The organism is Micromonospora sp. LOL_024 (assembly GCF_048060415.1).
Classification (GTDB): Bacteria; Actinomycetota; Actinomycetes; order Mycobacteriales; family Micromonosporaceae; genus Micromonospora.
Genome location: NZ_JBHMIS010000001.1, coordinates 416,811 through 437,256, shown reverse-complemented (window position 1 = coordinate 437,256; position 20,446 = coordinate 416,811). Strand labels below are relative to the sequence as shown.

Here is a 20,446-nt window from a genome sequence, read left to right as displayed (position 1 = left end):
ATAAACCGAATCCGATGTTACCGGGCACACCCGCCCGGCGTAGACCGTGGCGCCCGCCAGTTGAAATCAACTGGCGGGCACCCCGGTTTCTGCAGCCTTACAGCTCGGTGACCGAGCCACCGGCGGCCGTGATCTTCTCCCTGGCCGACGCGCTGAACGCATGCGCCGACAGCTGGAGCGCCACACCGCCGAGGTCCCCGGTACCGAGGACCTTCACCGGCTGACCCTTGCGGACCGCGCCGGCGTCGGCCAACTCGGCCGGGCCGACCTGGCCGCCGTTGGGGAACAACTCGGCCAGTCGGTCCAGGTTGACCACCTGGAAGACCACCTTGAACTTGTTCTTGAAGCCCTTGAGCTTCGGCAGGCGCATGTGGATGGGCATCTGCCCACCCTCGAACGCCGGCGAGATGTTCTTCCGGGCCTTGGAACCCTTGGTACCACGGCCGGCGGTCTTGCCCTTGGAGCCCTCACCACGACCCACCCGGGTCTTGGCGGTCTTGGCCCCCGGCGCCGGGCGCAGGTGGTGGACCTTGATCGTCATTACTCGACCTCCTCGACCTTCACGAGGTGGCTCACCTTGAAGATCATGCCACGAATCTCGGGCCGGTCCTCCTTGACCACCACGTCGTTGATCCGCTTGAGACCGAGCGAACGCAGCGACTCACGCTGGTTGTGCTTGGTCCCGATCTCCGACCGGAGCTGGGTGACCTTGAGGCGTGCCATCAGGTGGTCACCCCCGCCCGCGACGCCAGCATGGCCGCCGGCGCGACGTCCTCCACCGGTAGGCCCCGCCGAGCGGCCACGGCCTCCGGGGACTCCAGTCCCTTCAGGGCGGCCACCGTGGCGTGCACGATGTTGATGGGGTTCGACGAGCCGAGGCTCTTGGAGAGCACGTCGTGGATGCCCGCGCACTCCAGCACGGCACGGACCGGACCACCGGCGATGACGCCCGTACCGGCCGAGGCCGGCTTGAGCAGCACCACACCGGCGGCTTCCTCGCCCGTGACCGGGTGCGGGATCGAGGATCCGATCCGCGGCACCTTGAAGAAGTGCTTCTTGGCCTCCTCGACACCCTTGGCGATCGCCGCGGGCACCTCCTTGGCCTTTCCATAGCCCACACCCACGGTGCCGTCGCCGTCGCCCACGATCACCAGGGCGGTGAAGCTGAAACGACGACCACCCTTCACGACCTTGGCGACGCGGTTGATCGCGACGACCCGCTCGAGGTGCGGGGTCTTCTCGGCGGGCGCGTTTCCGCGACCGCCCTCACGGCGGTTGTCGCGGCGACCACCCTCGTTGCCACCGGACCCGCCGCCACGGCGCTGTTGACCTGGCATCAGCAGCCTTCCTTCTCTCTCGTGACGGGGATTGTCAGAACTCGAGCCCGGCTTCGCGGGCTGCGTCGGCGAGCGAGGCGACCCGCCCCGCGTACCGGTTGCCACCGCGGTCGAACACGACCTTGGAGATTCCGGCCGCCTTGGCACGCTCCGCGAGCAGGGCGCCGACCTTGCCGGCCAGGGCGCGCTTGTCGCCCTCCGTACCGCGCAGCGAGGCGTCCAGGGTCGACGCCGACACCAGGGTGTGCCCCTTGGTGTCGTCCACGACCTGGGCGACCATGTGCCGCAGCGAACGGGTGACCACCAGGCGAGGACGCTCGGCGGTGCCGCTGACGTTCTTGCGGACCCGGAAGTGCCGACGCGCACGCCCGACGGCACGCTTGGCGGCGACGCCGCGGCGGCGCTTGAGCAGCGTGGCGCTCACTTCTTACCTGCCTTTCCAGCCTTGCGTCGGATGATCTCACCCTGGTACTTGACGCCCTTGCCCTTGTAGGGCTCCGGCGGGCGGATCTTCCGGATGTTGGCGGCGATCTCACCGACCTGCTGCTTGTCGATGCCGGCCACGTGGAACAACGTCGGCCGCTCCACCGTGAAGGTGATGCCGTCCGGCGCCTGCACCAGTACCGGGTGCGAGAACCCGAGCGCGAACTCCAGGTCCTTGCCCTTGGCGGTGACCCGGTAACCGGTACCGGCGATCTCCAGGCTCTTACGGTAGCCCTCGGTGACACCGACGATCATGTTGGCGACCAGGGTACGGCTCAGGCCGTGCAGCTCCTTGGCCCTGCGCTCGTCGTTCGGGCGGTTGACACTCAACTGCCCGTCCTCGGCCCGCTCGATGCTGATCGGCTCGGCCAGGGTGTGCGACAGCTCGCCCTTGGGGCCCTTGACCCTGACGGTCTGGCCGTTGATCGTCACGTCGACGCCGGATGGTACCGGGATCGACTTACGTCCAATACGCGACATTTCTACCAGTCTCCCGTTACCAGACGAAGGCGAGGACTTCCCCGCCAACGCTCCGCTTGCGGGCCTGCCGGTCGGTAAGCAGCCCCTGGGACGTCGAAATGATCGCCACGCCCAGCCCACCGAGCACCCGGGGGAGCCCGTCCGACTTGGCGTACACCCGCAGACCGGGCTTGGAGACGCGCTTGATGCCGGCCAGGCTCCGCTCCCGGTTCTGGCCGTACTTCAGCTCGACGACCAGTCGCTTGCCGACGGCACCCTCCTCGGGCTCCTCGACTACCCAGGTGGCGATGTAACCCTCGGACTTGAGGACCTCGGCGATGTTCGCCTTGATCTTCGAGTAGGGCATCGTCACCTGGTCGTGGTACGCCTGGTTGGCGTTACGCAGACGCGTGAGCATGTCTGCGATCGGGTCGGTCATCGTCATGTAACTCGTCAACCTTTCTCGCCGGGGTTCCCGCGGCTCGCACCGACAGGCCTACGGCGAAGAGACAGTCCAGCTGACGCGCGAAGCGCGCCGGGCTATTACCAGGAAGCCTTGGACACACCAGGCAGCTCACCGCGGTGGGCCATCTCCCGGATACACACCCGGCAGAGCCCGAACTTGCGGTAGACCGCCTTGGGACGCCCGCACCGCTGGCAGCGGGTGTACGCGCGAACCGAGAACTTCGGCTTCGCGGCCGCCTTGATGATCAGCGCCTTCTTGGCCATCTCAGTTCTCCTTGAACGGGAAGCCCAGGAACTTGAGCAGCGCCCGGCCCTCATCGTCGGTCGTGGCGGTCGTGACCACCGTGATGTCCATGCCCCGCTGGCGATCGATCTTGTCCTGGTCGATCTCGTGGAACACCGACTGCTCGGTCAGACCGAACGTGTAGTTGCCGTGCCCGTCGAGCTTGCGCCCATCGAGGCCACGGAAGTCGCGGATACGCGGCAGCGCGATCGACAGCAGCCGGTCCAGGAACTCCCACATCCGGTCGCCGCGCAGCGTCACCTTCGCGCCGATCGGCATGCCCTCGCGGAGCTTGAACTGCGCGATGGACTTGGTCGCCCGCCGGATCTGCGGCTTCTGGCCGGTGATGGTGGTCAGATCGCGGACCGCGCCGTCGATGAGCTTGGCGTCGCGAGCAGCCTCGCCGACACCCATGTTCACGACGATCTTGACCAGCCGCGGCGTCTGCATCGGGTTGCCGTACTCGTACTGCTCACGCAGTCGGGCAACGATCTCGTTGCGGTACCGCTCCTTGAGGCGCGGCATCGTCTTGGTTTCGGTAGCCGTGGTCATCACAGGTCCTTACCGGTGCTACGCGCGATGCGGACCTTCTGGCCGTTCTCGTCGATCCGGTAACCGACACGGGTCGGCTTGCCGTCGGAATCCACGACCATCACGTTCGAGACATGGATCGCGGCCTCCTGGGTGACGATGCCACCGGTCTTGGCGCCACGCTGAGTGGTGCTGATGCGAGTGTGCTTCTTGACCCGGTTCACGCCCTCGACGAGGATCTTGTCCTGCCGCGGGTAGGCCACAATGACCTTGCCCTTGGCACCCTTGTCCTTACCGGCGATGACGACGACCGTGTCACCCTTCTTGACCTTCACGGTCACAACACCTCCGGCGCGAGAGAGATGATCTTCATGAACCGCTTGTCCCGCAACTCACGGCCGACCGGGCCGAAGATGCGGGTACCGCGCGGGTCCCCACCGTCCTTGATGATCACGGCGGCGTTCTCGTCGAAGCGGATGTACGAGCCGTCCGGCCGCCGCCGCTCCTTGGCGGTGCGGACGATGACCGCCCTGACAACGTCGCCCTTCTTGACACCGGCGCCCGGGATCGCGTCCTTGACGGTGGCCACGATGACGTCGCCGATGCTCGCGTAGCGCCGACCCGAGCCACCGAGAACCCGGATGCACAGGATCTCCCGGGCACCCGTGTTGTCGGCGACGCGCAGTCGCGACTCCTGCTGAATCACGTCTATCTCCTATGTCTGCCGGTTCTCCGGCCGCCGGGGCGGCCGGAGCCTGGCGGAACCTCGCCCGACCGATCTCGGCCGAGCTCAAGCCTTCGCTACTTGGCCTTCTCGAGGATCTCCACGATCCGCCACCGCTTGGTAGCGGACAGCGGCCGAGTCTCCATGATCAGGACGCGGTCGCCGATACCGGCGGAGTTCTGCTCGTCGTGGACCTTGAGCTTCCTGGTCCGGCGCATGATCTTGCCGTACAGCGCGTGCTTGACCCGGTCCTCGACCTCGACCACGACGGTCTTTTCCATCTTGTCGCTGACCACGAGGCCCTCACGCACCTTGCGGCGGCCCCGCGCGCGCTCCACGCTCGCGGTGGTGTTCTCGCTCATGCTCGAGCTCCCTTACGCTCGCTTCGCTCGATCACGAAGTCACCTCAGTCGGCGCGGCCGAGAGCCCCAGCTCACGCTCACGCATGATCGTGTAGATCCGGGCGATCTCCCGACGGATGACCTGCAGCCGCCGGTTGTTGTCCAGCTGCCCGGTCGCGGCCTGCACGCGGAGATTGAACAGCTCCGCCTTGGCCTCGCGCAGCTTCGTGACGAGCTCCTCCTCGGAGAGTTCACGCAGCTCGGAGGGCTTAACGCCCGCTGCCATCAGGATTCACCCACTTCGCGCGTCACAATGCGGCATTTCAACGGGAGCTTGTGGATCGCGCGACGCATGGCCTCTCGCGCGATCTGCTCGTTGGGAAAGGACATCTCGAAGAGCACCCGTCCCGGCTTGACGTTCGCGACCCACCACTCGGGCGAGCCCTTACCGGAGCCCATCCGGGTTTCCGCCGGCTTCTTGGTGAGGGCCTGGTCCGGGAAAATGGTGATCCAGACCTTGCCGCCACGCTTGATGTGACGGGTCATCGCGATACGCGCCGACTCGATCTGCCGGTTCGTCACGTACGCCGACTCGAGAGCCTGGATCCCGAACTCGCCAAACACCACCCGGTTGCCGCCCTTGGACGCGCCACTGCGGTCCGGGTGGTGCGGCTTGCGGAAGCCCTTCGGGGGCTTGCGCGGCATCAGCATCTGTCAGCCCTCCTGCTGCGTCTCTGCCGGCGACGTGGTGGCCGGAGCGGATACGGCCGAGGCGACAGCACCCGCGTCCACCGGCTCGCCACTCGGCGTCTCAGCCTGCTGCGCGACGGTCGTCGCGGCGGCCCGGCCAGCCTCGGTGCCCCCGGAGGTCGTACCGGACGAACCGGAGCGGCCACGGCGCGGCCGGTCGGGGCGGTCGCCACGCTCCCGGCGCGGGCGCGACGGCGCCTCGGCCGGAGTCTCCCGACCCGGCACCGCGTCACCCTTGTAGATCCAGACCTTCACGCCGATACGGCCGAAGGTGGTACGGGCCTCGAAGAAGCCGTACTCGATGTTGGCCCGCAGCGTGTGCAGCGGAACCCGACCCTCACGGTAGAACTCCGTGCGGCTCATCTCGGCGCCACCGAGGCGGCCCGAGACCTGCACCCGGATGCCCTTGCACATCGGGTTCTTCATCGCCGACTGCATCGCCTTGCGCATGGCCCGACGGAAGCTGACCCGGCTGGAGAGCTGCTCGGCCACGCCCTGGGCAACCAGCTGCGCGTCCGACTCGGGGTTCTTCACCTCGATGATGTTCAGCTGCACCTGCTTGCCGGTGAGCTTCTCCAACTCGCCGCGGATCCGGTCGGCCTCCGCGCCCTTGCGGCCGATGACGATACCCGGCCGCGCGGTGTGGATGTCGACGCGGACCCGGTCGCGGGTGCGCTCGATGTCGACCTTGGAAATGCCGGCGCGCTCCAGGCCCTTGGACATCATCCGGCGGATCTTGACATCCTCGCCGACGTAGTCCTTGTAGAGCTTGTCCGCGAACCAGCGGGACTTCCAGTCGGTCGAGATGCCGAGCCGGAACCCGTGCGGGTGAACCTTCTGACCCATTACTCGGCGCCCTCCGTGTTGCTCTGCGTCTCGGCCGGCGCGCTCTGCTCCGCCGTGGCCGCCTTCTTCGCGGACTTCTTCGGCGCGGCCGGCGCGACCGCCTCGACCGCCACGGTGATGTGGCAGGTGCGCTTGCGGATCCGGTACGCCCGGCCCTGTGCCCGAGGCTGGAACCGCTTCATGGTCGGCCCCTCGTCCACGAACGCCTCGCTGACAAGCAGGGCGTCGGGGTCCAGCCGCTCGTTGTTCTCCGCGTTGGCGATCGCGCTCGCGAGCACCTTGTACACCTGCTCGCTCGCCGCCTGCGGCGCGAACTGCAGCACCGTGAGCGCCTCCTTCGCGGGCAGGCCGCGGACGAGGTTGACCACCCGGCGCGCCTTCATCGGCGAGATGCGCACGTGTCGCGCAATCGCCCGCGCGCCCGGAAGCACCGGAGCGTCGCCCTTTCCTGGCATCGCTGTAACCCCTTGATCCTCTATCCGTATGCCCGCGGCGTCAGCGCCGGCGGCTCTTCCGGTCGTCCTTATCGTGACCCTTGAACGTGCGGGTCAGCGCGAACTCGCCGAGCTTGTGCCCGACCATCGACTCGGTCACGAACACCGGCACGTGCTTGCGTCCGTCGTGTACGGCGATCGTGTGCCCGAGCATGTCCGGGATGATCGTCGAGCGCCGCGACCAGGTCTTGATGACGTTCTTGGAGCCCTTCTCGTTCTGCGTCTCCACCTTCTTGAGCAGGTGGTCGTCGATGAACGGGCCCTTCTTCAGGCTGCGAGGCATGTCTTATCTCCCTCAGCCGCGCTTACGCGTGGCGTAGCGACGGCGGACGATCAGCCGGTCACTCGGCTGGCCCTTACGACGGGTACGGCCCTCGGGCTTACCCTGCGGGTTCACCGGGTGGCGACCACCGGAGGTCTTGCCCTCACCACCACCGTGCGGGTGGTCGACCGGGTTCATGGCGACGCCACGAACGGTCGGGCGCTTGCCCTTCCAGCGCATCCGGCCGGCCTTGCCCCAGTTGATGTTTGACTGGTCGGCGTTGCCGATCTCGCCGACGCTGGCGCGGCAGCGCACGTCGACCCGCCGGATCTCACCCGACGGCATACGGAGGGTCGCGTACGCGCCCTCCCGGCCGAGCAGTTGGATGCCGACGCCGGCCGAGCGGGCCAGCTTGGCGCCGCCACCCGGACGCAGCTCCACGTTGTGGATCGTGGTACCGACCGGGATGTTACGCAGCGGCAGGTTGTTGCCCGGCTTGATGTCGGCGCTCGGACCCGACTCGACGGTGTCGCCCTGCTTCAGGTCCTTCGGCGCGACGATGTAGCGCTTCTCGCCGTCGGCGTAGTGCAGCAGCGCGATCCGCGCGGTGCGGTTCGGGTCGTACTCGATGTGCGCGACCTTGGCCGGCACACCGTCCTTGTCGACCCGCTTGAAGTCGATCAACCGGTACTGGCGCTTGTGGCCGCCACCCTGGTGACGAACGGTGATCCGGCCGTGGACGTTCCGCCCGCCCTTCTTCGGCAGCGGAACCAGCAGCGACTTCTCGGGCGTCGATCGGGTGATCTCGGCGAAGTCGGCGACGCTGGAGCCACGCCGGCCCGGCGTCGTCGGCTTGTACTTACGGATAGCCATTGTCTACACCCCTCAGCTGACCGGGCCGCCGAAGGCGTCGATACGGTCGCCCTCAGCCAGCTTGACCATCGCCCGCTTGGTGTCCTTGCGCTTACCGAACCCGGTACGGGTCCGCTTGCGCTTGCCCTCACGGTTGAGCGTGTTGACCGTCAGGACGCGGACGTTGAAGATCTGCTCGATAGCGATCTTGATCGCGGTCTTGTTCGCGTCCGGGTGCACCAGGAAGGTGTACCAGTTGCGGTTCAGCTCGCTGTAGCTCTTCTCCGAGACGACCGGCGCGACGATGATGTCGCGTGGATCGGCGATCGTGCTCACTTGCCACCCTCCTCGGTGGTCTCGGCGGGCTCAGCCGCCCCGCCGACTGCCGTCGGCAGCCCCAGGAACTCGTCCAGGGCCTCCTTCGTGAAGACCACGTCGTCGGCCACCAACACGTCATACGTGTTCAGCTGGCCGGACTCGATCAGGTGCACCCGCGGCTCGTTGCGCAGCGACACCCAGTTCAGCTCGTCGGTGCTGCTCAGCACGACCAGGACCCGCTTGGCCGTGGACAGCTTGGCGAGGGTGGCGATCGCGGCCTTCGTCGAGGGCTTCTCACCCGAGACGAACGCCTCGATGACGTGCACCTGGCCGGCGCGGGCCCGGTCCGACAGGGCGCCACGCAGCGCGGCGGCCTTCATCTTCTTCGGAGTGCGCTGACTGTAGTCGCGCGGCACCGGGCCGTGCACCACGCCACCGCCGGCGAACTGCGGTGCGCGGATCGAGCCCTGCCGGGCGCGACCGGTGCCCTTCTGCTTGTACGGCTTCTTGCCGCCGCCGGCGACCTCGCCTCGCGTCTTGGTCTTGTGGGTGCCCTGCCGAGCAGCCGCGAGCTGCGCCACGACGACCTGGTGCATCAGCGCTATGTTGGCCTGCGCGTCGAAGATGTCGGCGGGCAGCTCGACCGATCCGGTCTTGGTGCCCTCGGAGTTCAGGACGTCAACGGTGGTCACTTGGCCACACCGCCCTTCTTCGCCTTGGTCTTGGCCGCGGTACGGACCAGGACCAGCGCGCCCTTGGGGCCGGGAATGGCGCCACGGACGAGCAGGAGGTTGTTCTCGGTGTCGACCGCCTGGACGGTCAGGTTCTGCACGGTGTAGCGCACGCCGCCCATCCGGCCGGCCATCCGGGTGCCCTTGAAGACGCGACCCGGGGTGGCGCAAGCCCCGATGGAGCCCGGCGACCGGTGCTTGCGCTCGACGCCGTGGCTGGCGCGCAGACCGTGGAAGCCGTGCCGCTTCATCGGGCCGGCGTAGCCCTTGCCCTTGGTCTTGCCGGTGACGTCGATCGAGACGCCGACCGGAAACTCCTCGACCGTGACCTCCTGGCCGAGCGAGTAGTCCGCGGCGTCGATGGTGCGCAGCTCGACGATGTGCCGGCGCGGCGCCACGTCCGCCTTGGCATAGTGCCCGCGCAGCGGATTCTTGGCCTTACGCGGGTCGATCGTCCCGTACGCCAACTGGACCGCGGAGTAGCCGTCCCTGCCGGCGTCACGAACCTGGGTGATGACGCACGGGCCGGCCTGAACCACAGTCACCGGGACAACGCGGTTGTTGTCCCAGACCTGGGTCATGCCGAGCTTCGCGCCCAGGATCCCCTTAACTTGCCTGTCCATGTGTCCGGTCCCTACAGCTTGATCTCGATGTCGACGCCAGCCGGCAGGTCGAGGCGCATGAGCGAGTCGACCGTCTTCGGAGTCGGGTCGATGATGTCGATCAGCCGCTTGTGCGTACGCATCTCAAAGTGCTCGCGCGAGTCCTTGTACTTGTGCGGCGAGCGGATGACGCAGAAACGGTTGATCTCCGTGGGCAGCGGCACCGGGCCCGCGACCTGCGCCCCGGTGCGCGTCACCGTCTCGACGATCTTCCGAGCCGAGGAGTCGACGACCTCGTGGTCATAGGCCTTGAGCCGGATGCGGATCTTCTGTCCCGCCATGGTGGCTTCTGTTCCTTCTCTCGATGCCGCTGTGTTGCGGGTGCCTGTACCGGCTGGCACAGACCCTCTTCGCCCACCCCCGCGGTCGGGCGTGTCGCGCCCTGTGGCCAGGCTCCGCCCCGGAGCTCCGGAGCGATCATGACCTTGGTGGGTCCGGGCGCCGATCGCATTGACGCGATCTGAACGCCGCGCGAGGGTGGTTGACGGACGGGCCGCCAACCACCCTACGCCCGACTGTCCTGTCCACCCGGAGGTTCGGCGTTAGCCGAACGCGGGCAGCGAACTGTCGTTACGCAACCTGACTAGTATGCCGCACGACCGGCGGCGGGTCTAATCGGGGTTACCCAGCTCACGCAATGATCTTTGTGACGCGACCAGCGCCGACCGTACGGCCACCCTCCCGGATCGCGAACTTGAGGTTGTCCTCCATCGCGATGGGCTGGATCAGCTTCACGGTCATCGTGGTGTTGTCGCCCGGCATGACCATCTCGGTGCCCTCGGGAAGGGTGACGACACCGGTGACGTCCGTGGTCCGGAAGTAGAACTGCGGACGGTAGTTCTGGAAGAACGGCGTGTGCCGGCCGCCCTCCTCCTTGGAGAGGATGTAGACGGTCGCCTCGAACTCGGTGTGCGGCGTGCTGGTGCCCGGCTTGACCACCACCATGCCGCGCTCGACGTCCTCGCGCTTGATGCCACGCAGCAGCAGACCGACGTTCTCACCCGCGCGGGCCTCGTCGAGCAGCTTGCGAAACATCTCGATGCCGGTGCAGACCGTCTTCTGCGACTTCTCGCGGATGCCGACGAGCTCCACCTCCTCGTTCGGCTTGAGGATGCCGCGCTCGGCGCGACCGGTGACGACCGTGCCACGACCGGTGATCGTGAAGACGTCCTCGATCGGCATCAGGAACGGCCGCTCGGTCTCGCGCTCCGGCTGCGGAATCGCGGTGTCCACCGCGTTCATCAGCTCCATGAGCTTGTCGGTCCACTCCTGCTCACCCTCGAGCGCCTTGAGTGCCGAGACACGCACGACCGGCAGGTCGTCGCCCGGGTACTCCTGCGCCGAGAGCAGCTCACGAACCTCGAGCTCGACGAGCTCCAGCAACTCCTCGTCGTCGACCATGTCGCTCTTGTTCAGCGCCACCACGATGTACGGCACGCCGACCTGGCGGGCCAGCAGCACGTGCTCGCGGGTCTGCGGCATCGGACCGTCGGTCGCCGCGACCACCAGGATCGCACCATCCATCTGGGCGGCACCGGTGATCATGTTCTTGATGTAGTCGGCGTGACCGGGGCAGTCGACGTGCGCGTAGTGCCGCGCCTCGGTCTGGTACTCGACGTGTGCGATCGAGATCGTGATGCCGCGCGCCTTCTCCTCCGGCGCCTTGTCGATCTCGTCGAACGGCATGTACGGGTTGACGTCCGGATACCGGTCGTGCAGGACCTTGGTGATGGCCGCCGTCAGCGTCGTCTTACCGTGGTCGATGTGACCAATGGTGCCGATGTTGACGTGCGGCTTAGTCCGCTCGAACTTCGCCTTCGCCACTGGTGTCCTCCTGTGGACTTCTTGGTTCGTTCGCCCCGGCGCGCCAGGTCGGCGCTTAGGACTCTGTCGACAGCCTTTCCGGCCTGACGGCCGGAGAGCTTTTGTGGGTTCTGCGGCGATGAAGCCTACAGGCCCGGAATTCATACAATCCGACCGAGGTGGTCGCGGTCGGGGAATTCCTCCCGCGACCTCCGTCGGATCAAATCAGGTGAACGTCACTCACCCGTCGCCTTGGCGATGATCTCCTTCGCGACGCTCTGCGGAACCTCGGCGTAGGAGTCGAACTGCATGCTGTAGCTAGCCCGGCCCTGGGTCTTCGACCGCAGGTCGCCGACGTAGCCGAACATCTCCGACAGCGGCACCAGAGCCCGAACGACGCGGGCGCCGCTGCGCTCCTCCATCGCCTGGATGATGCCGCGACGGGAGTTGAGGTCGCCGATGACGTCACCCATGTTCTCCTCGGGAGTGGTGACCTCAACAGCCATCATCGGCTCGAGCAACGCAGGATCCGCCTTGCGGGCCGCCTCCTTCATCACCATCGAGCCAGCGATCTTGAATGCCATCTCGGACGAGTCGACCTCGTGGTACTGCCCGTCCAACAGCGTCAGCTTGACACCCACCAGCGGGAAGCCGGCGAGAATGCCGTACTGCATGGCGTCCTGGGCGCCCGCGTCCACCGACGGGATGAACTCCCGGGGGATGCGGCCACCGGTGACGGCGTTCGCGAACTCGTAGGTCGGCGAGTCGTTGCCCATCGGCAGCGGCTCCAGGCTGATGATCACCCGGGCGTACTGGCCGGAACCACCGGTCTGCTTCTTGTGCGTGTACTCGACCTTCTCGACCTTGCGGCGGATGGTCTCCCGGTACGCCACCTGCGGCTTACCGATGTTCGCCTCGACGTTGAACTCCCGGCGCATCCGGTCCACCAGGATGTCCAGGTGCAGCTCGCCCATGCCGGAGATGACCGTCTGCCCGGTCTGGTCGTCCAGCTTGACGCGGAAAGTCGGGTCCTCCTCGGCCAGCCGCTGGATGGCGGTGCTGAGCTTTTCCTGGTCGGCCTTGGTCTTCGGCTCGATGGCAACCTCGATAACCGGCTCCGGGAAGGTCATCGACTCCAGGATCACCGGTTTCGCCGGGTCGCAGAGCGTGTCGCCGGTGGTCGTCTGCTTGAGGCCCTGCACCGCGATGATGTCGCCAGCCTTGGCGGAGCCACGCTCCTCCCGCTTGTTGGCGTGCATCTGGTAGATCTTGCCGACCCGCTCCTTGCGGTCCTTGGTGGAGTTGACCACCTGGGTGCCAGTCTCGACCACGCCGGAGTAGACCCGCACGTAGGTGAGCTTGCCGAGGTGCTTGTCGGTTTGGATCTTGAAAGCCAAGCCGGAGAACGGCTCCGAGGTGGACGGCTGCCGCTGCAACGGCGTCTCGCCGTCCGTCGCCGTACCCTCAATCGCCGGAATGTCCAGCGGCGACGGCAGAAAGTCGATGACAGCGTCGAGCATGGGCTGCACGCCCTTGTTCTTGAACGCCGAGCCGCAGAGCACCGGATTGGCCCTGCTGGCGATGGTGGCCCGCCGGATGGCGGCCTTGAGCTCCTCGGCGGGGATCTCCTCGCCCTCCAGGTACTTCTCCATGACCGAGTCGTCGACGTCAGCCAGGGTCTCCATCAGCTTCTCGCGCCACTCGGCCGCGGAGTCGACCAGGTCGGCCGGGATCTCCTCGATCGCGTAGTCGTCACCCTTCTGGGTCTCCCCGCGCCAGGTGAGTGCGCGCATGCCGATCAGGTCGACGACGCCGATGTGGTCACCCTCGAGCCCGATCGGGATCTGGAGCACCAGCGGGGTGGCGTTCAGCCGGTCGATCATCATCTGCACGCAGCGGAAGAAGTCGGCACCGGTGCGGTCCAACTTGTTGACGAAGCACATCCGGGGCACGTCGTACTTGTCCGCCTGCCGCCAGACGTTCTCCGTCTGCGGCTCGACACCGGCCACGCCGTCGTACACCGCGACCGCACCGTCCAGCACCCGCAGCGACCGCTCCACCTCGACCGTGAAGTCGACGTGGCCGGGCGTGTCGATGATCTGGATCGTGTGGCCCTTCCACTCGCACTTCGTGGCGGCGGAAGTGATGGTGATACCGCGCTCCTGCTCCTGCTCCATCCAGTCCATGACGGCAGCGCCCTCGTGGACTTCACCGATCTTGTACGTGATGCCGGTGTAGAACAGGATTCGCTCGGTGGTAGTGGTCTTACCGGCATCGATGTGCGCCATGATGCCGATATTGCGTACGTTGGCGAGCGCGTCTGCGGCGGCCACTTCAATCCCTACTTATCGTCGTCCCGACACAACTGGTGGCGGTTCCGGTGCCCATGGACACCGGAACCAGGGTGTTACCAGCGGTAGTGCGCGAAGGCCTTGTTGGACTCGGCCATCTTGTGGGTGTCCTCGCGCCGCTTCACGGCGGCACCAAGGCCGTTACTCGCGTCGAGCAACTCGTTCATCAGCCGCTCAACCATGGTCTTTTCGCGGCGGGCCTTCGAGTACGTCACCAGCCAGCGCAGACCGAGCGTGGTCGCGCGGGCCGGCCGAACCTCGACCGGCACCTGGTAGGTGGCGCCACCAACCCGGCGGCTGCGCACCTCAAGCGTCGGCTTGACGTTGTCCATCGCGCGCTTGAGGGTGACGACCGGATCGGTGCCCGACTTCTCCCGGCAGCCCTCCAGGGCCGCGTACACGATACGCTCGGCGAGCTGACGCTTGCCGCGCATCAGGATCTTGTTCACCAACTGGGTGACCATCGGCGAGTTGTACACCGGATCAGCGACCAGTGGCTTCCGCGGTGCGGGTCCCTTACGCGGCATCTCAGCTCTTCTCCTTCTTGGCGCCGTACCGGCTGCGCGCCTGCTTGCGGTTGCGGACACCCTGGGTGTCCAGCGAGCCGCGAACAATCTTGTACCGCACGCCGGGGAGGTCCTTCACCCGGCCGCCACGGACGAGCACGATCGAGTGCTCCTGCAGGTTGTGGCCGACGCCGGGGATGTAGGCCGTGACTTCGATCTGGCTACTGAGCTTGACCCGGGCGACCTTGCGCAACGCCGAGTTCGGCTTCTTCGGGGTCGTGGTGTACACGCGGGTGCAGACGCCACGCCGCTGCGGGGAGCCCTTGAGCGCCGGAGTCTTGGTCTTGGTGGTCTTCGCCTGGCGGCCCTTTCGGACCAGCTGCTGAATGGTGGGCACCGGGTTTTTCCGCTCCCTTCGGCCGCTTGTCGCGGCCGCGCCGTCTGCCGTAACCGATCTCATGACCGGCTCTCCTACATTCCGGCCAGGGCCACCTCGCGGAGGTCCCGGCACCCGCGGTCGGGCGTGTCGCCCAACTCACGGCCCCGGCTCCGGCGCTTGCACGCTGGTCCGGGATTGTCACCGGCACACGGATCGCCGTAGGCCGGATCTTCTGATCGTGGCACCGGTGGATATCGGATCGCCGCATCCAGTGCACGCACGAGTTGCCCGGGCAGGCCCGGGCACAAGGGGAAAGAGTACCTACCACAGCCGTGCAGGTCAAAACGGGAGACCCGCCGGCCTGCACGTCGCTCGCCGACTGGACCCGTCGCACCGTCCGCCCGTGATGGGCACCTACGGACACAAGTGTACCGGCTCCACCGGGTACCGGCCCGAGCGCCCCCAACCAGGCAGGGAGTTGGCCTTCCTGGTCACGCCCGGTGCGGATCGGGTCGGGTCAGGTTGGGTCAGGTGAACGCCAGCACCAGGGCGAGCCCGAGCCCGAGCAGGCAGAGCAGCAGGCTTGCCCCGCCGCAGCTGACGCCGGCGATGGCCAGACCCCGACCGGTGAATCGGACCGCAGGCGGAGCCGCCGGCCGCCGGATCTGCCGCAGACCGAGCAGACCGGTCACGACGGCACCCCCCCCGGTCAGGCTGCCCAGCACGGCGAAGGCACCTGCGGCCCAGGCACCGTTCGCCCCTCCCCCGACCGCGCCGATGCAGATCACCAGCACCGACACCAGGATCGAGGTGATCCCGGCCGCCAGCGCACCGACCGCGAGACCCGAGGTGACCGGGGCCACATCGAGGTGTACCACCGCGAACGGGGTTCCGGGCACCGGCTCGACCCGCCTCGGCGGTCGATGGCGGTGCTGCGACGGCGCAGGCGGCGGCCCGGGCAGCGGCGGAGCCCAGCCAGGACCGCCCGAATGCCAGCCCGGCACCGGTGGGCCGCCGGCAGCCGCCGGGCCGAAGACCGGAGGCCAGGGCGGCGCGGCCGGCTGCGGTGCGCCGAGGCCCGGCCCGGAAGCGGGCGGACCAGGAGTCGGGCCGAAGATCGGCGAGCCGGCCGGCGGCACCCAGGGTGGCGAGCCAGGTGGCGGTTCGACCGCCGGCTCGGATCCGGGCCGGGCCCACTCGCTCGGGACGGTCACGTCGGCGTCCGGGCGGCCGGCGGTGGGCTCGGCGAACTCGCCGCCCTCGGTGCGCGCCGGTTCCGTCACGAAATTCTCCTCATCTCCCCAGCGTCCACCGCCGCGCGACGGACATCGGTCAGGCTACCGTCGCGGGTCCGCCGCGCGGCGACGGGCGCGGAGCGGACGGCGCACACGGTCAGTCGATGTTAGGGGCGAAATCCTGCCCATACGGCACCTCGGCGAGCCGGACCACACCGATCACCAGCAGCGCCACCAGACTGACCGCGACCAGTGCCAGGCCCGTGCAGGCAAGCCGCTCACCGCGACGCAGCCAGACCGCGCCGGTCAGGAAACCCCCCGAGGCGTACGCCTCCCGGCGGGCCTGCCGGGCCAGTTGCAGAGCCACCACCGCCGGCACCACACCGCCGAACAGCAACCCCGTCATCGCCGCCATCAGGCCCAGGGCGAAGACCGCCCGGGCCTTGGTCGCCCGGACCGGGTCCGGGTCGAGTGGGTGACGCGGCGCCGACGCGGCGGGCGCCGATCCGGGTGCGATCGTCATGACCACATGATGCCCCTGCGAGGAGCCCGACACGCCGTACCCCCGGAGCAACCCTACCGGCCACCGCCGAGACCTCCGCCGCCGGACGGCCATCCCCGGACACGAGGAGGCCCCCGACAACCGCCGGGGGCCTCCTCGTCACTGCGCGATCTAGCGGTACGACCCGAAGTCAAAGTCGTCCAGCGGAACTGCCTGGCCACTGGCCGGTCCGAAGCCGTAGTCGGTCTCCGGGTAGCCGGTCATCGAGTAGACCTTGGCCTTCGCCTCCTCGGTCGGCTCGACCCGGACGTTGCGGTACTTGCTGATGCCGGTACCGGCCGGGATGAGCTTACCGATGATCACGTTCTCCTTGAGACCGATCAGCGAGTCGCTGCGGGCGTGGATCGCCGCATCGGTCAGCACCCGAGTGGTCTCCTGGAAGGAGGCCGCCGAGAGCCAGGAGTCGGTGGCCAACGACGCCTTCGTGATACCCATGAGCACCGGCCGGCCCGCAGCCGGCTCGCCGCCCTCGGAGACGAGCCGGCGGTTCTCCGACTCGAACAGCGCCCGATCGACCAGCACACCCGGCAGGAACTCGGTGGAGCCGGAGTCGATGACCGTCACCCGCTTGAGCATCTGCCGAATGATGATCTCGATGTGCTTGTCGTGGATGAGTACACCCTGCGAGCGGTAAACCTCCTGGACCTCCTGGGTCAGGTGGACCTGGACCGCCCGTGGGCCGAGGATGCGGAGCAGCTCGTGCGGGTCGATGGTGCCCTCGGTAAGCTTCTCGCCGACCTCGACATGGTCGCCGTCGTGCGCCCGCAGCCGGACCCGCTTGGAGATCTTGTCGTACACGATCTCGTCGCTGCCATCGTCCGGGATGACCACGATCTTGCGCGACCGCTCGCCGTCCTCGATCCGGATCCGGCCGGGAGTGTCCGCGATCGGCGCCTTGCCCTTCGGGATCCGGGCCTCGAAGATCTCCTGGACCCGCGGCAGACCCTGGGTGATGTCCTCACCGGCGACGCCACCGGTGTGGAAGGTACGCATCGTCAACTGCGTGCCCGGCTCACCGATCGACTGTGCCGCGATGATGCCGACCGCCTCGCCGATGTCCACCGTCTTGCCGGTCGGCAGCGAGCGGCCGTAACAGGCCCCGCAGACGCCCAGCTTCGACTCGCAGGTGAGCACGCTGCGGACCCGCACCGTCTCGACACCCGCCGCCACGATCCGGTCGACCAGGATCGAGTTGAGGTCCTGACCCCGCTCCGCCACCACGGTGCCGTCCGGCGCCTTGATGTCGTCAGCCAGCGTACGAGCGTGCGCGCCGGTCTCGGCGTGCTCGTGCACGACCAGCTTCCCGTCGGGCTGCTCGCCGACCTGCATCGGGATGGCCCGGTCAGTGCCGCAGTCCTCCTCGCGGATGATGACGTCCTGCGACACGTCGACCAGACGCCGGGTCAGATAACCCGAGTCGGCGGTACGCAGGGCGGTGTCCGCGAGACCCTTTCGGGCACCGTGCGTGGAGATGAAGTACTCCAACACGGACAGACCCTCGCGGTAGCTCGACTTGATCGGCCGCGGGATGATCTCGCCCTTGGGGTTGGCCACCAGGCCACGGATGGCCGCGATCTGGCGTAGCTGAAGCAGGTTACCGCGGGCACCCGAGTGGATCATCTTCCACAGCGGGTTCTCCTGCGGCAGCGAGTTCTCCAGGTTCTTGGCGACCTCGTTGGTCGCCTTCGTCCAGATCTCGATCAGCTCGCCGCGGCGCTCCTCGCCGGTCATCAGACCACGCTGGTACTGCTTGTCGATCTGGTCGGCTTCCTTCTCGTACCGCTGCAGGATCTCCTGCTTGCTCGGCGGGGTGACCACGTCCTCCATGCCGATGGTCACACCGGACCAGGTGGCCCAGTGGAAACCGGCCTCCTTGAGCCCGTCCAGAGTGGCTGCCAACTCCACCTTGGGGTAGCGCTCGGCGAGGTCGTTGACGATCTGCGAGAGCTGACCCTTGCGGATCTCGTAGTTGACGAAGCGGTAGCCCTGCGGCATCGTCTCGTTGAACAGGACCCGGCCGAGGGTGGTCTCCACGGTCAGTGGTTCGTCCACGGTCCAGCCCTCGGGCGCGGTCCAGGGCACGCTGCCGGGGCCGTTGTCGACCTCGACGACGCCCCGCAACCGGACCTTGACCATGGACTGCAGGTTCAACTCGCCGTTGTCGTACGCCATCCGCGCCTCGGCGTCCGAGCTGAACGCCCGCCCTTCGCCGCGCTTACCGGGCATGAGGTGGGTGAGGTGGTAGAGCCCGATGATCATGTCCTGGGTGGGCATGGTGACGGGCTTGCCGTCAGCGGGCTTGAGGATGTTGTTCGACGACAGCATCAGGATCCGCGCCTCGGCCTGGGCCTCGGCGGACAGCGGCACGTGGACCGCCATCTGGTCACCGTCGAAGTCGGCGTTGAAGGCCGTGCAGACCAGCGGGTGGATCTGAATCGCCTTGCCCTCGACCAACTGCGGCTCAAACGCCTGGATACCCAGACGGTGCAGGGTCGGCGCCCGGTTGAGCAGCACCGGGTGTTCGCCGATGACCTCTTCCAGCACGTCCCACACGACCGGACGCTGCCGCTCCACCATCCGCTTGGCGGACTTGATGTTCTGCGCGTGGTTGAGGTCGACCAGCCGCTTCATCACGAACGGCTTGAACAGCTCCAGCGCCATCTGCTTGGGCAGGCCACACTGGTGCAGCTTGAGCTGCGGGCCGACCACGATGACCGAACGGCCGGAGTAGTCGACGCGCTTGCCCAGCAGGTTCTGGCGGAACCGGCCCTGCTTGCCCTTGAGCATGTCGGACAGCGACTTCAGCGGGCGGTTACCCGGGCCGGTGACCGGCCGGCCGCGACGGCCGTTGTCGAACAGCGCGTCGACGGCCTCCTGCAGCATCCGCTTCTCGTTGTTGACGATGATCTCGGGCGCGCCGAGGTCGATCAGCCGCTTGAGCCGGTTGTTCCGGTTGATCACCCGACGGTACAGGTCGTTCAGATCGCTGGTCGCGAAGCGACCACCGTCGAGCTGCACCATCGGGCGCAGGTCCGGCGGGATGACCGGCACACAGTCCAGCACCATGCCGAGCGGCGAGTTGCGGGTGTTCTGGAATGCCGCCACGACCTTCAGCCGCTTGAGCGCCCGGATCTTCCGCTGACCCTTGCCGGTACGGATGGTCTCGCGCAGGCTCTCGGCCTCGGCCTCGAGGTCCATGTTCTGCACCAGGGCCTTGATCGCCTCGGCGCCCATCCCACCGGTGAAGTACTCGCCGAACCGGTCGCGCAGCTCCCGATAGAGCAGCTCGTCAGTGACCAGTTGCTTCGAATCCAGCTTGCGGAAGGTGTCCAGCACCTCGTCCAGGCGGTCGATCTCGCGCTGGGCCCGGTCGCGGATCTGGCGCATCTCGCGCTCTCCGCCCTCCTTGACCTTGCGCCGGACGTCCGCCTTCGCGCCCTCGGCCTCCAGCTCGGCCAGATCGGTCTCGAGCTTGGCGGCCCGCTTCTCGATCTCCGAGTCCCGGCTGTTCTCCGACTGCCGCTTCTCGGCCAGGATCTCGTTCTCGATCGTCGAGAGGTCACGGTGACGCGCCTCGGCGTCCACGCTCGTCACGACGTACGAGGCGAAGTAAATGATCTTTTCGAGGTCCTTCGGGGCGAGGTCCAGCAGGTAACCCAGCCGGCTCGGAACGCCCTTGAAGTACCAGATGTGGGTCACCGGGGCAGCGAGTTCGATGTGGCCCATCCGTTCACGGCGGACCTTCGAGCGGGTCACCTCGACGCCGCAGCGCTCGCAGATGATGCCCTTGAACCGGACCCGCTTGTACTTACCGCAGTAGCACTCCCAGTCCCGCTGCGGACCGAAGATCTTCTCGCAGAAGAGTCCGTCCTTCTCCGGCTTGAGGGTACGGTAGTTGATCGTCTCGGGCTTCTTGACCTCGCCGTGCGACCACTGACGGATGTCGTCGGCGGTCGCCAGCCCAATTCGCAACTCGTCGAAAAAGTTGACGTCGAGCACGTTCAATTCCCTCACACGTCGCTTGTTGCGCTACAGCTGACCGGGTCCAGGTGGGGGGCGGGGAGACCCACAC

At 67.4% G+C, this 20,446-nt stretch carries 28 protein-coding genes; all 28 read right to left on the bottom strand.

Features of this window, described 5'->3' with window-relative positions:
- Window positions 1-97 precede the first annotated feature (97 nt).
- The 28 genes from rplO to ACFHWY_RS02030 all read right to left on the bottom strand — a co-directional run bounded on the left by rplO (window position 98) and on the right by ACFHWY_RS02030 (window position 20,373).
- Window positions 98-541 (bottom strand): 50S ribosomal protein L15, encoded by a 444-nt coding sequence (gene rplO / locus ACFHWY_RS02165; protein ID WP_416578350.1) that lies wholly within the window; start codon window positions 539-541, stop codon window positions 98-100.
- Window positions 541-723 (bottom strand): 50S ribosomal protein L30, encoded by a 183-nt coding sequence (gene rpmD, locus ACFHWY_RS02160; RefSeq protein WP_092378634.1) that lies wholly within the window; start codon window positions 721-723, stop codon window positions 541-543. Before rpmD ends, rplO begins: the two co-directional genes overlap by 1 nt.
- Window positions 723-1,337: a 30S ribosomal protein S5 gene (rpsE, locus tag ACFHWY_RS02155; protein WP_416578349.1), complete on the bottom strand. Its 615-nt coding sequence runs from the start codon at window positions 1,335-1,337 to the stop codon at window positions 723-725. The genes rpmD and rpsE overlap by 1 nt, the downstream gene beginning before the upstream one ends.
- Window positions 1,338-1,371: 34 nt before the next feature.
- Window positions 1,372-1,761, bottom strand: coding sequence for a 50S ribosomal protein L18 (gene rplR, locus ACFHWY_RS02150; RefSeq protein WP_416578348.1), 390 nt, complete (start codon window positions 1,759-1,761; stop codon window positions 1,372-1,374).
- Window positions 1,758-2,300, bottom strand: a complete 543-nt coding sequence (gene rplF / locus ACFHWY_RS02145) for a 50S ribosomal protein L6 (protein WP_416578347.1) — start codon at window positions 2,298-2,300, stop codon at window positions 1,758-1,760. The genes rplR and rplF overlap by 4 nt, the downstream gene beginning before the upstream one ends.
- 16 nt (window positions 2,301-2,316) lie before the next feature.
- Complete coding sequence (rpsH, locus tag ACFHWY_RS02140) at window positions 2,317-2,724, bottom strand: 30S ribosomal protein S8 (RefSeq protein ID WP_416578346.1); 408 nt, start codon at window positions 2,722-2,724, stop codon at window positions 2,317-2,319.
- Between the two features lie 98 nt (window positions 2,725-2,822).
- Window positions 2,823-3,008, bottom strand: coding sequence for a type Z 30S ribosomal protein S14 (locus ACFHWY_RS02135; RefSeq protein WP_007465272.1), 186 nt, complete (start codon window positions 3,006-3,008; stop codon window positions 2,823-2,825).
- 1 nt (window position 3,009) lies between these two features.
- A complete protein-coding gene (rplE, locus tag ACFHWY_RS02130; protein ID WP_416578345.1) occupies window positions 3,010-3,579 on the bottom strand; it encodes a 50S ribosomal protein L5 in 570 nt (189 codons plus the stop codon).
- Window positions 3,579-3,899 carry a 50S ribosomal protein L24 gene (gene rplX / locus ACFHWY_RS02125; RefSeq protein WP_416578344.1) on the bottom strand — a complete coding sequence of 107 codons (321 nt, stop codon included), beginning with the start codon at window positions 3,897-3,899 and terminating at the stop codon, window positions 3,579-3,581. Before rplX ends, rplE begins: the two co-directional genes overlap by 1 nt.
- Window positions 3,896-4,264: a 50S ribosomal protein L14 gene (gene rplN, locus ACFHWY_RS02120; RefSeq protein WP_416578343.1), complete on the bottom strand. Its 369-nt coding sequence runs from the start codon at window positions 4,262-4,264 to the stop codon at window positions 3,896-3,898. Before rplN ends, rplX begins: the two co-directional genes overlap by 4 nt.
- Before the next feature lie 95 nt (window positions 4,265-4,359).
- Window positions 4,360-4,644: a 30S ribosomal protein S17 gene (rpsQ, locus tag ACFHWY_RS02115; RefSeq protein WP_416578342.1), complete on the bottom strand. Its 285-nt coding sequence runs from the start codon at window positions 4,642-4,644 to the stop codon at window positions 4,360-4,362.
- Window positions 4,645-4,675: 31 nt separating this feature from the next.
- Complete coding sequence (gene rpmC / locus ACFHWY_RS02110) at window positions 4,676-4,909, bottom strand: 50S ribosomal protein L29 (RefSeq protein ID WP_018784554.1); 234 nt, start codon at window positions 4,907-4,909, stop codon at window positions 4,676-4,678.
- Entirely contained in the window at window positions 4,909-5,334 is a 426-nt protein-coding gene (rplP, locus tag ACFHWY_RS02105) for a 50S ribosomal protein L16 (protein ID WP_416578341.1), read from the bottom strand. Before rplP ends, rpmC begins: the two co-directional genes overlap by 1 nt.
- A gap of 3 nt (window positions 5,335-5,337) precedes the next feature.
- Window positions 5,338-6,219, bottom strand: a complete 882-nt coding sequence (gene rpsC / locus ACFHWY_RS02100; RefSeq protein ID WP_416578340.1) for a 30S ribosomal protein S3 — start codon at window positions 6,217-6,219, stop codon at window positions 5,338-5,340.
- Entirely contained in the window at window positions 6,219-6,674 is a 456-nt protein-coding gene (rplV, locus tag ACFHWY_RS02095) for a 50S ribosomal protein L22 (RefSeq protein ID WP_416578339.1), read from the bottom strand. Before rplV ends, rpsC begins: the two co-directional genes overlap by 1 nt.
- Window positions 6,675-6,714: 40 nt before the next feature.
- Window positions 6,715-6,996 carry a 30S ribosomal protein S19 gene (gene rpsS, locus ACFHWY_RS02090; RefSeq protein ID WP_416578338.1) on the bottom strand — a complete coding sequence of 94 codons (282 nt, stop codon included), beginning with the start codon at window positions 6,994-6,996 and terminating at the stop codon, window positions 6,715-6,717.
- Between the two features lie 12 nt (window positions 6,997-7,008).
- Window positions 7,009-7,848, bottom strand: coding sequence for a 50S ribosomal protein L2 (rplB, locus tag ACFHWY_RS02085; RefSeq protein WP_416578337.1), 840 nt, complete (start codon window positions 7,846-7,848; stop codon window positions 7,009-7,011).
- Window positions 7,849-7,860: 12 nt separating this feature from the next.
- Window positions 7,861-8,163, bottom strand: a complete 303-nt coding sequence (gene rplW / locus ACFHWY_RS02080; RefSeq protein ID WP_092378661.1) for a 50S ribosomal protein L23 — start codon at window positions 8,161-8,163, stop codon at window positions 7,861-7,863.
- Window positions 8,160-8,837, bottom strand: a complete 678-nt coding sequence (gene rplD, locus ACFHWY_RS02075) for a 50S ribosomal protein L4 (protein ID WP_416578336.1) — start codon at window positions 8,835-8,837, stop codon at window positions 8,160-8,162. Before rplD ends, rplW begins: the two co-directional genes overlap by 4 nt.
- Window positions 8,834-9,499, bottom strand: coding sequence for a 50S ribosomal protein L3 (gene rplC, locus ACFHWY_RS02070; protein ID WP_416578335.1), 666 nt, complete (start codon window positions 9,497-9,499; stop codon window positions 8,834-8,836). The genes rplD and rplC overlap by 4 nt, the downstream gene beginning before the upstream one ends.
- Before the next feature lie 11 nt (window positions 9,500-9,510).
- The gene (gene rpsJ / locus ACFHWY_RS02065) at window positions 9,511-9,819 is read right to left on the bottom strand and encodes a 30S ribosomal protein S10 (RefSeq protein ID WP_007073037.1); all 309 of its coding nucleotides are present in this window, start codon (window positions 9,817-9,819) and stop codon (window positions 9,511-9,513) included.
- A gap of 349 nt (window positions 9,820-10,168) precedes the next feature.
- Window positions 10,169-11,362 carry an elongation factor Tu gene (gene tuf / locus ACFHWY_RS02060; protein ID WP_416578334.1) on the bottom strand — a complete coding sequence of 398 codons (1,194 nt, stop codon included), beginning with the start codon at window positions 11,360-11,362 and terminating at the stop codon, window positions 10,169-10,171.
- 215 nt (window positions 11,363-11,577) lie between these two features.
- Window positions 11,578-13,674, bottom strand: coding sequence for an elongation factor G (gene fusA, locus ACFHWY_RS02055; protein ID WP_416578333.1), 2,097 nt, complete (start codon window positions 13,672-13,674; stop codon window positions 11,578-11,580).
- A gap of 74 nt (window positions 13,675-13,748) precedes the next feature.
- Window positions 13,749-14,219, bottom strand: a complete 471-nt coding sequence (rpsG, locus tag ACFHWY_RS02050) for a 30S ribosomal protein S7 (RefSeq protein WP_416578332.1) — start codon at window positions 14,217-14,219, stop codon at window positions 13,749-13,751.
- Between the two features lies 1 nt (window position 14,220).
- Window positions 14,221-14,595, bottom strand: coding sequence for a 30S ribosomal protein S12 (gene rpsL / locus ACFHWY_RS02045; RefSeq protein ID WP_007465318.1), 375 nt, complete (start codon window positions 14,593-14,595; stop codon window positions 14,221-14,223).
- Between the two features lie 509 nt (window positions 14,596-15,104).
- Window positions 15,105-15,476, bottom strand: a complete 372-nt coding sequence (locus ACFHWY_RS02040; RefSeq protein ID WP_416578661.1) for a hypothetical protein — start codon at window positions 15,474-15,476, stop codon at window positions 15,105-15,107.
- A 493-nt stretch (window positions 15,477-15,969) separates the two neighbouring features.
- The gene (locus tag ACFHWY_RS02035) at window positions 15,970-16,335 is read right to left on the bottom strand and encodes a hypothetical protein (protein WP_416578331.1); all 366 of its coding nucleotides are present in this window, start codon (window positions 16,333-16,335) and stop codon (window positions 15,970-15,972) included.
- A 150-nt stretch (window positions 16,336-16,485) separates the two neighbouring features.
- Window positions 16,486-20,373: a DNA-directed RNA polymerase subunit beta' gene (locus ACFHWY_RS02030; RefSeq protein ID WP_416578660.1), complete on the bottom strand. Its 3,888-nt coding sequence runs from the start codon at window positions 20,371-20,373 to the stop codon at window positions 16,486-16,488.
- Window positions 20,374-20,446 lie beyond the last annotated feature (73 nt).

Coding starts and splice junctions, on each gene's coding strand:
- rplV (WP_416578339.1), bottom strand. CDS start 6,674: ATGCCAGGAAAGGGCGACGCTCCGGTGCTTCCGGGCGCGCGGGCGATT.
- rpsJ (WP_007073037.1), bottom strand. CDS start 9,819: ATGGCGGGACAGAAGATCCGCATCCGGCTCAAGGCCTATGACCACGAG.
- rpmC (WP_018784554.1), bottom strand. CDS start 4,909: ATGGCAGCGGGCGTTAAGCCCTCCGAGCTGCGTGAACTCTCCGAGGAG.
- ACFHWY_RS02035 (WP_416578331.1), bottom strand. CDS start 16,335: ATGACGATCGCACCCGGATCGGCGCCCGCCGCGTCGGCGCCGCGTCAC.
- rpsQ (WP_416578342.1), bottom strand. CDS start 4,644: ATGAGCGAGAACACCACCGCGAGCGTGGAGCGCGCGCGGGGCCGCCGC.
- rplO (WP_416578350.1), bottom strand. CDS start 541: ATGACGATCAAGGTCCACCACCTGCGCCCGGCGCCGGGGGCCAAGACC.
- rpsS (WP_416578338.1), bottom strand. CDS start 6,996: ATGCCTCGCAGCCTGAAGAAGGGCCCGTTCATCGACGACCACCTGCTC.
- ACFHWY_RS02135 (WP_007465272.1), bottom strand. CDS start 3,008: ATGGCCAAGAAGGCGCTGATCATCAAGGCGGCCGCGAAGCCGAAGTTC.
- rpsH (WP_416578346.1), bottom strand. CDS start 2,724: ATGACGATGACCGACCCGATCGCAGACATGCTCACGCGTCTGCGTAAC.
- rpmD (WP_092378634.1), bottom strand. CDS start 723: ATGGCACGCCTCAAGGTCACCCAGCTCCGGTCGGAGATCGGGACCAAG.
- rplB (WP_416578337.1), bottom strand. CDS start 7,848: ATGGCTATCCGTAAGTACAAGCCGACGACGCCGGGCCGGCGTGGCTCC.
- rpsG (WP_416578332.1), bottom strand. CDS start 14,219: ATGCCGCGTAAGGGACCCGCACCGCGGAAGCCACTGGTCGCTGATCCG.
- rplF (WP_416578347.1), bottom strand. CDS start 2,300: ATGTCGCGTATTGGACGTAAGTCGATCCCGGTACCATCCGGCGTCGAC.
- rpsE (WP_416578349.1), bottom strand. CDS start 1,337: ATGCCAGGTCAACAGCGCCGTGGCGGCGGGTCCGGTGGCAACGAGGGT.
- rplC (WP_416578335.1), bottom strand. CDS start 9,499: ATGGACAGGCAAGTTAAGGGGATCCTGGGCGCGAAGCTCGGCATGACC.
- rpsC (WP_416578340.1), bottom strand. CDS start 6,219: ATGGGTCAGAAGGTTCACCCGCACGGGTTCCGGCTCGGCATCTCGACC.
- rplE (WP_416578345.1), bottom strand. CDS start 3,579: ATGACCACGGCTACCGAAACCAAGACGATGCCGCGCCTCAAGGAGCGG.
- rplP (WP_416578341.1), bottom strand. CDS start 5,334: ATGCTGATGCCGCGCAAGCCCCCGAAGGGCTTCCGCAAGCCGCACCAC.